The sequence below is a fragment of the Acidobacteriota bacterium genome (assembly GCA_016184105.1).
Taxonomy (GTDB): Bacteria; Acidobacteriota; Vicinamibacteria; order Vicinamibacterales; family 2-12-FULL-66-21; genus JACPDI01.
In genome coordinates this window covers 39,381-48,794 of record JACPDI010000004.1, presented here as the reverse complement: position 1 = coordinate 48,794, position 9,414 = coordinate 39,381, and the positions used below count along the sequence as shown (strand labels likewise).

Genomic DNA, 9,414 nt, shown 5'->3' with positions numbered 1-9,414 from the left:
AATTTTTCCTTCGCCATCTCTCTCGTCTCCGCCGGCCTAAAGGCCGGCGTCTACACGTGCCGGCCGTCTGTGTCGCCGCCGGCCTTCGGGCCGGCGGCCCCAACTCACGTTTGCCTTTCGCAAGCGTGAGCGAAGGCTGGAGCCGATGACCGGGATCGAACCGGTGACCTCGTCCTTACCAAGGACGCGCTCTGCCAACTGAGCTACATCGGCCTCCGCGCTCCCACTTTCCGCGAGTCGCGCTACGGCCAGACAAGTCGGCCGCGGCCTGCATCGCTATCCCCAGACGGCTTTGCCCAGCCGAAGCTCACCGGCGTAAGTCGGTGAGCGAAGGCTGGAGCGGGAGACGGGGATCGAACCCGCGACCAACAGCTTGGAAGGCTGTGACTCTACCACTGAGTTACTCCCGCCTTCGCGCGACCGCTGCGCGCTCCTGCGCTTCGGCGGGGCAAGCCCGCCTGTCTCTTCGCGCGACCGCTGCGCGCTCCTGCGCTTCAGCGGGGCAAGCCCGCCCACGTCACCAAATCACATGGCTTGCCCAGACGAAGCCCGTCATCGAAGTCAGCGGGCAAAGTCTGGTGGCGAGGGAAGGATTCGAACCTTCGAAGCCGCTGGGGCGACAGATTTACAGTCTGCTGCATTTGACCGCTTTGCTACCTCGCCGAACCCGTGCGTCCCGCGGGGACGCGTTCGCGACGCGCGGCGGTGCCGCGCGCCCTCGTCCGGTCTCCCCCGCTTCGCTGTCTGGATTAATCGCTGCCCGCGCTAACCTGTGGGAAAATGCCCGGTTTACGGCCGAGCGCCTCAGTGCCATGGAGCTGGCGAAGGGATTTGAACCCCCGACCGGCTGATTACAAATCAGCTGCTCTACCGGACTGAGCTACGCCAGCCAGACAAAACAACATTTGTAGCACGTAATGTGCCATTGGCGCAAGTCCAGCAGGCTAACGCCTTTGCCGGACCGCCTCGAAGAGGACGACGGCGGCGGCCGTCGCCACGTTGAGGCTCCCCACCTTGCCCCGCATGGGGATGGCTGCCAGCAGATCGCAGCTTTCCTTCACCAGCCGCCGGAGCCCGGTGCCCTCCGCCCCCAGCACGATCGCGGTGGGCTGCCGGAAGTCGAGGCTGTCATACGTCTGCGATGCATCGGCGTCGAGGCCGACGGTCCAGACATTCGCCCCCTTCAGCTCCTCGATGGCGCGCGCCACGTTCACCACGTCCGCGATCTTCACGTGGGCCACGGCGCCGGCCGAGGCCTTGGCCGTCGCTCCGCCGAGCGGCGCGGCGTGCCGGGTCTGCCGGACGAGGCCATCGACGCCGGCGGCGTCGGCCACGCGGAGGAGCGCGCCCAGGTTCTGCGGGTCTTCGATGCCGTCGAGGACGACCAGGAGCGGCGCCCCCTTCGCCCCGTTCACCAGATCGGCGATCGACCGCGTCTCGGGCTCGTCGATCACAGCCGCGACGCCCTGGTGCACCCCGTGCCGGGCGGCGCGATCCAGCGCGGGGCGCTCGACCCGCTCGACGCGCACGCCCGCCCCGCGCGCCGCGTCGACGATCGCCTGCACGCGGCCGCCGAGGGTGTGCCCCTGCAGCACCATCAGGCGCGAGACGCGCCCGCGCCTCAGCGCCTCGCGTACCGGGTTGATGCCGTAGACGATCACCCCTTGTTCGCCCCGATTTCGCGCGCCGCTGAGGCAAAGATTTCCGCGCGCTCCCGGCAGCCGAGGATCGGCTTCAGTCCGGCGTCGGGCGCGAGCAGCGCGCCGCGTTCGATCGCGGGCACGGCCAGATCCAGCTCCGGGCCGGCGGGCTCGCCGGTGAGGACCACGCGGATCGGGTGGAACAGCGCCCTGCCTTTCTGGCCCGTGCGCTCGCGGACCTTCGCGGCCATCGCGCGGAATGCGTCCTTGTCGAGCATCCGGCCGCGCGTCGCGACTTCGGCGGCAAGCGCCTCGATCACCGCGCGCGCCCCGGGCTCGTCCAGCACGCTGCGCACGTCTTCGCGGCCGAGCGCGGCGGTGGCGTCGAAGTCGAACACGAACCTCACGCGCGCCGGGATCTCGTTCAGCCGGTCGACAGACCCGGCCGCCATCGGGAGCAGCGACGCCAGATAGTCGAGCGCCGCGGGACTCGATCGCCGCACGAACCCGAGCCGCTGGAAGTAGCGCATCGCCTCGGCGCCGATGCGCAGCGGATCGGCCAGCTTCATGTAGTGCCGGTTGACCCAGGCGAGCTTCTCCTCGTCGAACACGCCGGCGCTGTGCCCCACCGCCTCGAGTGAAAACCGCCGCGCCAGCTCGCGCACGGGCAGCAGCTCCTCGTTCTCGCCCGGCGACCATCCGATGAGCGCCAGGTAGTTCACCAGCGCCCCCGGCAGGTAGCCCTTCTCGCGGAACTCGGCCACCGACGTGGCGCCGTGGCGTTTGGAGAGCGGCGTGTGGTCCGGCCCCATCACGAGCGCCAGGTGCGCGAACAGCGGCGGCTTGAACCCGAGCGCGCGATACAGCAGCAGCTGCCGCGGCGTGTTGGAGATGTGATCCTCGCCGCGGATCACGTGCGTCACCTCCATCAGCGCATCATCGACGACGACGGCGAAGTTATACGCGGGCCGGCCGTCGGAGCGCACGAGCACCGGATCGCCAATGACCTCGACGTTGAACCGGACGTCGCCGCGCACGAGGTCGCGGAACGCCACCTCGCCCGCTTCCGGCACCTTGAAGCGGACGACGGCCGACGCGCCCGACTCGACGCGCGCGAGCGCCTCGCCGGGCGGGATCGAGCGGCAGCGGAGGGAGTAGCGGGGCGGCCGGCCGGCGGCGAGCGCGGCCTGCCGCTCGGCCTCGAGCCGCGTCGCCGAGCAGAAACAGTAGTACGCCTGGCCGGTGGCCACCAGCTCCTTCGCGTACGACGCGTAGAGGTGCAGCCGCTCGGACTGCCGGTACGGCCCGTGCTCCCCCTGCACGTCCGGCCCCTCATCCCATTCGAGGCCCAGCCACCTGAGGTCGTCGATGATGCCGAGCTCCGACTCGCGCGTGGATCGCTCCGCGTCGGTGTCCTCGATGCGCAGGATGAACGTGCCCCCCTTGCCGCGCGCGAGCAGCCAGTTGAACAGCGCGGTGCGCGCGTTGCCGACGTGCAGGTGGCCGGTGGGACTCGGGGCGAAACGGACTCTCATTTCAGGTCTCTGGACAGCACGTCGCGCCTAGCACTCAGCACGCAGCACCACAAGGGCGTGCACGGCCACCGCTTCTCCGCGGCCAACCGCGTCCACGCCTTCGTTCGTCTTGCCCTTGATGCTCACGCGCGCGGCCGGAGTGCCCAGCGCCTCCGCGATCTTCGCGGCGATCGCCTCGACGTGCGGCGCGAGCTTCGGCCGCTCCAGGATCACGATCGCGTCCGCGCTCTCGACGGTAAAACCCGCCTCGCGCGCGATCTCCACGGCGGCCCGCAGCATGAAGACGCTGTCGGCGTCCTTCCAGCGGGGGTCGGTGTCCGGAAAGTGCCGCCCGATATCCCCAGCCGCGACGGCGCCCAACACGGCGTCGGTCAACGCGTGGCACACCGCGTCGCCGTCCGAGTGGCCGTGGGGCCCGCGCTCGAAGGGGATGCGAACACCGCCGAGAATCAGCGGCCGCCCTTCCACGAGCCGGTGCAGGTCGTACCCAATCCCCACACGGACTCGTTCGGCCTTCGGTCCCGGCCCGCCGGCCTTGACAATGGCCTCCGCCACCGCGAGGTCCTTCTGCGTCGTCACCTTGAGATTCGTCTCGTCGCTCTCGACGATCCGGACCGGATGACCCGCCTGCTCGGCGAGCATCGCCTCGTCGGTCGCGTCCGCGCCGGACCGCCCGAGGCGGACGGCATCGGCGAGCACCGCGCGCCGGAACGCCTGCGGCGTCTGCGCGAGGTAGATCTCGTCGCGCGGGATCGTCTCGCGGACGATCGCGCTCGCCAGGTCGCCGCGCCCGACGCGCTTCACCGTGTCGCGCGACGGCATCGCCGCAATCGCCGCCCCTTCGGCGGCGGCGGCGTCGATCGTCCGCGAGATCAGATCCTCGGTGACCAACGCGCGCGCCGCGTCGTGCACCACCACGACGTCGGCATGCGGCGGCGTCGCATCGAACGCGTTCGCCACCGAGTCCTGGCGCCGGGCGCCTCCGGCCACGGCGCGCAACGTCTTCCCGCCCGCGCACCCCTCGAGGCCGGCCATCAACTCCGGCCCCGCCCCGGCGGGCCCGGCGACGATAATCTCGTTGACGCGATCGCAGCGCGCAAACGCGGCCACGCTGCGCTCGAGCAGCGTCCGGCCGCCCACCCGGGCGAACTGCTTCGGCACCGCCGCTCCGAAGCGGCGTCCCTCTCCCGCGGCGGCGATGATGGCAACGACGTACATCTCTGGGAAAAAGATTGATTATACCGTGGCGATCGCCGGCGGCGAACGCGATTACGACGCCGTGATGATCCGGCGGAAGATCTCGGCGCCGTGCGCGAAGCGGAGGGCGCGCTCGGCCGTGGTGTCAATCACCCGCTCGATCGCGGTCCGGGGCACTTCGCGCGGGACGAAGATGACGAGCAGCGCCCTGAGCGTCGAGGCGGTCACCATGGTGCGGGCGGAATCGGACGTGGGGTTGCCGAACGCGCCGGCGGCGTCGGCAAGCGTCGGGCGTCCCTCGAGGTGCACCACGTCCTTGCGAATCCCGGCGTACTCTTCGCCCTCGCCACCCGGCCGCAGCTGGACATCGCCCTGGATGCGCTCGCGGTCGTAGAGGCCGTACGGGAGCTGGAACTCGGCCGAACACCAGTTGCAGATGTCCACCAGCGTGTTGATCCGCGGCAGCCCGTCCCCTTTCTTGACCCGCCGCAACAGCGCCTCGGATGACGGGCGCGTCTTCGTGGGATCGATCCCCACTTTGCGGTACATCGATCGCGTGGCCGCGAGGTGCGGCTCGACGTCGGCGCCGAGGCGCAGCTTCGCCGCCGCCTCCGCGAGCGGCTGGTCCAGTTCCTTGTCGTGCTCCTGTACGTGGAGGTCGTCGAGGCCGAGCACCGCGAGCGTGATGATGCGGTCGAGGGGCGGCGCGATGGTGATGTTCACCGGGCGATTCTACTCTGGACGCGGAAGCCCCGGCCGACCGGTCAGGTGGCGTCGCCGAGCGTCTCCCGGACTTTCGCGGCCAGCTCGAGTCGCGAGAACGGCTTCTGCAAGTACCGCACGCCTTCGTTCAGGATGCCGCGGTGCCCGATGACGTCGGCGGTGTAGCCGGACATGAAGAGGCACCGCACTTCCGGCCGCGCCGCGGCGAGTTGCCCGGCCAGCTCCAGCCCGTTCATGCCGGGCATCACGACGTCCGTGATGAGCAGGTCGATCGTGCCCGGGTGCGATGCCGCGATGCGCAGCCCCTCGGCGGGTGTGGGGGCGGCGAGCACGGTGTAGCCGAGGCCCTCGAGCATCGCGCGACCCAGCCGGAGAATCGCGGCCTCATCCTCGACGAGCAGCACCGTCCGGCCGCGCCCTTCGTCACGCGACGGCCGCTTCGTCACGCTCTCGGTCACGCTCTCCTGCGCCGATCCCTCCTGCGACGGCCGGTTCACGCGCGGCAGGTAGATGGTGAAGGTGGCGCCACGGCCCTGCTCGCTCGACACGTCGATGAACCCGCTGTTCTGCTTGACGATGCCGTACGCGGTGGCCAGTCCCAGCCCGGTGCCCTGGCCCACGGGCTTGGTCGTGAAGAACGGCTCGAAGAGGTGATCGATCACCTCGGGTGTCATGCCGCCCCCGTCGTCGTGGATCGTGAGCGTCACGTAGTCGCCGGGCGCGAGACCGGAGGGGACGGCCCGGCCGGCATCGACGGTGGCATTTCCGGTGGCGATCGTGATCGTCCCCACACCGCCGATCGCGTCTCTCGCGTTCACCGCGAGGTTCAGCAGCAGCTGGTCCACCTGCGCCGGATCGATGTTGACGGCCCACAGCCCCCCGGCCGGCGACCACGTCAACTGGATGTCCTCGCCAATCAGGCGCCGGAGCATCTTGAGCGCGCCGGAAACGGTCTCGTTCAGATCGAGCACGCGCGGAGCGACCGTCTGCTGCCGTGAAAAGGTCAGCAGCTGCCGCGTCAGGTCCGACGAGCGCTGCGCCGCCTGCCGGATCTCCTGTATCTGCGCGTGAAGGTGATCCGCCGGATCGATCGAGGCGAGTGCCATCTCGGTGAACCCGAGGATCACCGAGAGCATGTTGTTGAAATCGTGCGCGACGCCTCCCGCCAGCCGCCCGACCGATTCCATCTTCTGCGCCTGCACGAGCTGGGCCTGCAGCTTCGCGCGCTCCGACTCGGAACGCCGCCGCTCGGTGATGTCCCGGCACACGTAGAACAGCAGCCGCTGGCCGGCCCAGAGGGTCGGCGTATGACTGATCTCCGCGTCGAACGTCGTGCCGTCCCGCCGGCGGATCGGCACTTCAGCCGTCCCCGCCACATCGGGCAACGTCACCCCAACCGGCGATGCGGCGCCGGGCGACGGGTAGCGCGCGTCCCAGTCGCTGATGTGCAGCGCGAGGACATCGAGCGGCTCGCAGCCGAGCATCCGCGCGAAGCTCGTGTTCGCTTCGACCACCGTGCCACGCTCGTCCACGACGACGATCCCGTCAGCGGCCTGCTCGACGAGGATCCGGAGACGCTCCTCGCTTTCGTGCAGCGCCGCGAGCGTGGCGCGGTACGCCGTCACGTCGTGCGCCATGCCGCGCACGATCGGTTCGGCGACACCGTCGCGCTTGAGCGTGTTCCGGTATTCCCAGATCCGCCGTTCACCCGACGCGGTGATCACGCGCATGATGCCGCTGGCGTTCCCGTGCTCGCGGATGCGCTGCAAATACACGGGGAGGGCGCCGCGCGACTCAGGCTCGATGACGTCGATCAGCCGCATCGTGAGCAGCCGTTCCACGGGGTGACCGAGCATGTCCGCGGCCTTCCGGTTGACCGACAGCAGGCGCCCCTCGAGATCGTGCGTGCAGATCAGATCTTCGCTGTGCTCGACCAGGTCGCGGTATCGCTCCTCGCTCTCGCGCAGCGATTGCTCGATGCGCTTGCGCGCGGTGATGTCCCGGATCGATCCGAGCACGAGGTCCCTGCCCTGGTACCGCAGCACGCTCGCGAAGATCTCGACGGGCACGAGGCTGCCGTCCGCGCGCCGGTGAACGCTTTCGAGCACCACCGGTTCGCTCGTGCGCGACTCCCAGCACGCCCTGACGCGCTCGCGCGTGAGCGTCGGATCCCAGTCCGCGGGAGAAAGGCGCAGCAGCTCTTCCCGCGTGCGGCCGAAGTGCCGGCACGTGGCGTCGTTGACGAAAATGAGCCGGAAATCGTCGTCGGGATCGAGGACGTAGATGGCTTCCTGGCTGCCGTGCACGATCGCGTCGATGAGCGACGCGTCCGTGGAGGCAGGGACCGGAACGGCCGAACGCCGGGCCCGGGGGACCACAGGACGACAGGCAGCAACACGGCTGCCGCGGATCTTACTCGTTGGTCGTCAGTGACTTCCGGGCGCGGCTCCCCGTTCGGCGGCTGGCCGCTGCCGGGTTTCCGTCGGCCGGCGAGGGCGCCTCAGGCCGCTTCCGTCACCACGATCTCCCGCACGCGCTCGGCCAGGGCACGGGCGTCGCCCCGCTGCAGACCCGCGGTGGGGATCGGTTCGTGGACGGTGAGCGTCACGCCGCCCGGACACGTCATGAGCCGCCCCTTCAGCATCACGTGACGGCTGTGCGCGATGCTCACCGGGACAATCGGCATCCCCGCGTCGATCGCCAGCAGGAACAGGCCGCCCTTGAACGGCGCGACGACGCCGTCACGGCTCCTCGTGCCCTCGGGAAACACGATGAGCGATGCGCCGTCGGCCACCAGCCGCGCCATTTTCTTCAGGACGGCCGGTCCCGGCCGCTCGCGATCGACGAGCAGGTGCCCCGTCCATTTCAGGTGCCAGCCGAGAAACGGAACATGACCGAGCGACGCCTTCGCGATGATGCGAAGCTGTCGCGGCAGCGAGGCGAACACGATCGGGATGTCGTAGATGCTCTGGTGATTGGAGGCGAAGATGTAGCTCGCGTGCGGATCGAGCGCGGCGCGCTCGCCAAGCGTCACGCGCACGCCCGTCGTCACCAGGATCAGCCGCGACCACGCGCGCGCGCAGCCGTGCGCGATGCGCCCCCGCCGCCACCGCGGGTTCGCACGCCCGATCGCCGCGTCGGCGAGCGCCGAGGCCAGCGACACGGTGCCGAGCACGATCGTGTAGACGCTGATGGCGGGGATCAGGAAGAAGACCGTCCGCCACCAGTGGTAGGGAGGAATCAACGCGGGCGCGGCGGCGTGCCGCCAACCGGCGGCGCCGCGGCGGTCGCGACCGAGGCTGGCGAAACCGGCGCGCCGGCCGCCGGCTGCCCCTGCCCCGGGCCCGGCGTCTGCGAGGGGGGCACCGCTTCGATGTACCGGCCGAAAATCATCTTGCCGGCCGTCGTCTGCAGCACGCTGGTGACGACGATGTCGATCGTCTTGCTGATCATCTTGCGCGCGTTGTCCACGACGACCATCGTGCCGTCGTCAAGGTAGGCGACCCCCTGGTTGTATTCCTTGCCTTCCTTGAGGATGAACACCTTCATGAACTCGCCGGGCAGCACGACCGGCTTCAACGCGTTGGCCAGCTCGTTGATGTTCAGCACGGCGACGCCGCGCAGCTGGGCGACCTTGTTCAGGTTGAAGTCGTTGGTCACGATCTTCCCCTGCGTCGTCCGGCCGAGTTCGATCAGCTTCAGGTCGACCTCGCGCACCTCGGGAAAGTCCGCGTCCGAGATCATCACGTCGAGCCCGGCCATTTTCTGGATCTTCTGCAGGATGTCGAGGCCCCGGCGCCCGCGGTTCCGCTTCAGCGAGTCGGCGGAGTCGGCAATCAGCTGCAGCTCCTTCAGGACGAACTGCGGGATGACGATCGTGCCATCGAGGAAGCCGGCCTCGCAGATGTCTGCGATGCGGCCGTCGATGATGACGCTGGTGTCGAGGATCTTGTACCGCTTCTGCGGCGCAGCCTCGCGGAACAACCCGATCAGCCGGCTCGGGTGCAGCCACTCTCCCCGGCGGCCGCCGAGGATGAGGCCCCAGTAGGGCAAGACCAGCAGGACGAAGCTGTCGAGGAACCGCACGCGCGGATCGGCGTGGTCGGCCCAGTACATGGCCGCGCCAATCGTCTTGGCGATTCCGAGCCCGATCGCGCCGCCGAGGAGGGCGCCGAGCAGGTTGGTAATCGACACCTGCCGCATGGCCCATTCGGCGGCGACGACAATCACCGCGAGAGCGGCGCCGAACGCCACGTTGGCCGGCATCGGCGCGTTGAGCGGATGAAGAAGGGCCGCGGCATACGCGACGGCCATTATGA

Annotated in this window: 7 protein-coding genes and 4 tRNA genes; all 11 read right to left on the bottom strand. The window is 69.5% G+C overall.

The genetic code is table 11. The annotated features are described in order from the left end of the window. Positions 1–137: 137 nt before the first annotated feature. A tRNA-Thr gene (locus HYU53_00855) sits at positions 138–213 on the bottom strand. A 122-nt stretch (positions 214–335) separates the two neighbouring features. Further along, positions 336–410, bottom strand: a tRNA-Gly gene (locus HYU53_00850). Positions 411–576: 166 nt separating this feature from the next. Next, positions 577–663: transfer RNA gene (locus HYU53_00845), tRNA-Tyr, on the bottom strand. Between the two features lie 150 nt (positions 664–813). Then, positions 814–890 (bottom strand) — tRNA-Thr (locus tag HYU53_00840). A 54-nt stretch (positions 891–944) separates the two neighbouring features. After that, the gene (rlmB, locus tag HYU53_00835; protein MBI2219738.1) at positions 945–1,661 is read right to left on the bottom strand and encodes a 23S rRNA (guanosine(2251)-2'-O)-methyltransferase RlmB; all 717 of its coding nucleotides are present in this window, start codon (positions 1,659–1,661) and stop codon (positions 945–947) included. Next, complete coding sequence (locus tag HYU53_00830) at positions 1,658–3,175, bottom strand: glutamate--tRNA ligase (protein MBI2219737.1); 1,518 nt, start codon at positions 3,173–3,175, stop codon at positions 1,658–1,660. The genes rlmB and HYU53_00830 overlap by 4 nt, the downstream gene beginning before the upstream one ends. 27 nt (positions 3,176–3,202) lie before the next feature. Beyond that, complete coding sequence (gene ispD, locus HYU53_00825) at positions 3,203–4,393, bottom strand: 2-C-methyl-D-erythritol 4-phosphate cytidylyltransferase (protein MBI2219736.1); 1,191 nt, start codon at positions 4,391–4,393, stop codon at positions 3,203–3,205. A 51-nt stretch (positions 4,394–4,444) separates the two neighbouring features. After that, on the bottom strand, positions 4,445–5,095 hold the full coding sequence (locus HYU53_00820; protein MBI2219735.1) for a hypothetical protein: 651 nt from the start codon (positions 5,093–5,095) through the stop codon (positions 4,445–4,447). 41 nt (positions 5,096–5,136) lie between these two features. Beyond that, positions 5,137–7,473 (bottom strand): PAS domain S-box protein, encoded by a 2,337-nt coding sequence (locus HYU53_00815; protein ID MBI2219734.1) that lies wholly within the window; start codon positions 7,471–7,473, stop codon positions 5,137–5,139. A 122-nt stretch (positions 7,474–7,595) separates the two neighbouring features. Continuing rightward, positions 7,596–8,339: a 1-acyl-sn-glycerol-3-phosphate acyltransferase gene (locus HYU53_00810; GenBank protein MBI2219733.1), complete on the bottom strand. Its 744-nt coding sequence runs from the start codon at positions 8,337–8,339 to the stop codon at positions 7,596–7,598. Next, positions 8,336–9,409, bottom strand: a complete 1,074-nt coding sequence (locus HYU53_00805; protein ID MBI2219732.1) for a PIN domain nuclease — start codon at positions 9,407–9,409, stop codon at positions 8,336–8,338. Before HYU53_00805 ends, HYU53_00810 begins: the two co-directional genes overlap by 4 nt. Positions 9,410–9,414 lie beyond the last annotated feature (5 nt).

Excerpts from the sequence above, each read along its gene's own strand:
- HYU53_00830 (MBI2219737.1), bottom strand. The coding sequence starts at position 3,175 with ATGAGAGTCCGTTTCGCCCCGAGTCCCACCGGCCACCTGCACGTCGGC.
- ispD (MBI2219736.1), bottom strand. The coding sequence starts at position 4,393 with ATGTACGTCGTTGCCATCATCGCCGCCGCGGGAGAGGGACGCCGCTTC.
- HYU53_00805 (MBI2219732.1), bottom strand. The coding sequence starts at position 9,409 with ATGGCCGTCGCGTATGCCGCGGCCCTTCTTCATCCGCTCAACGCGCCG.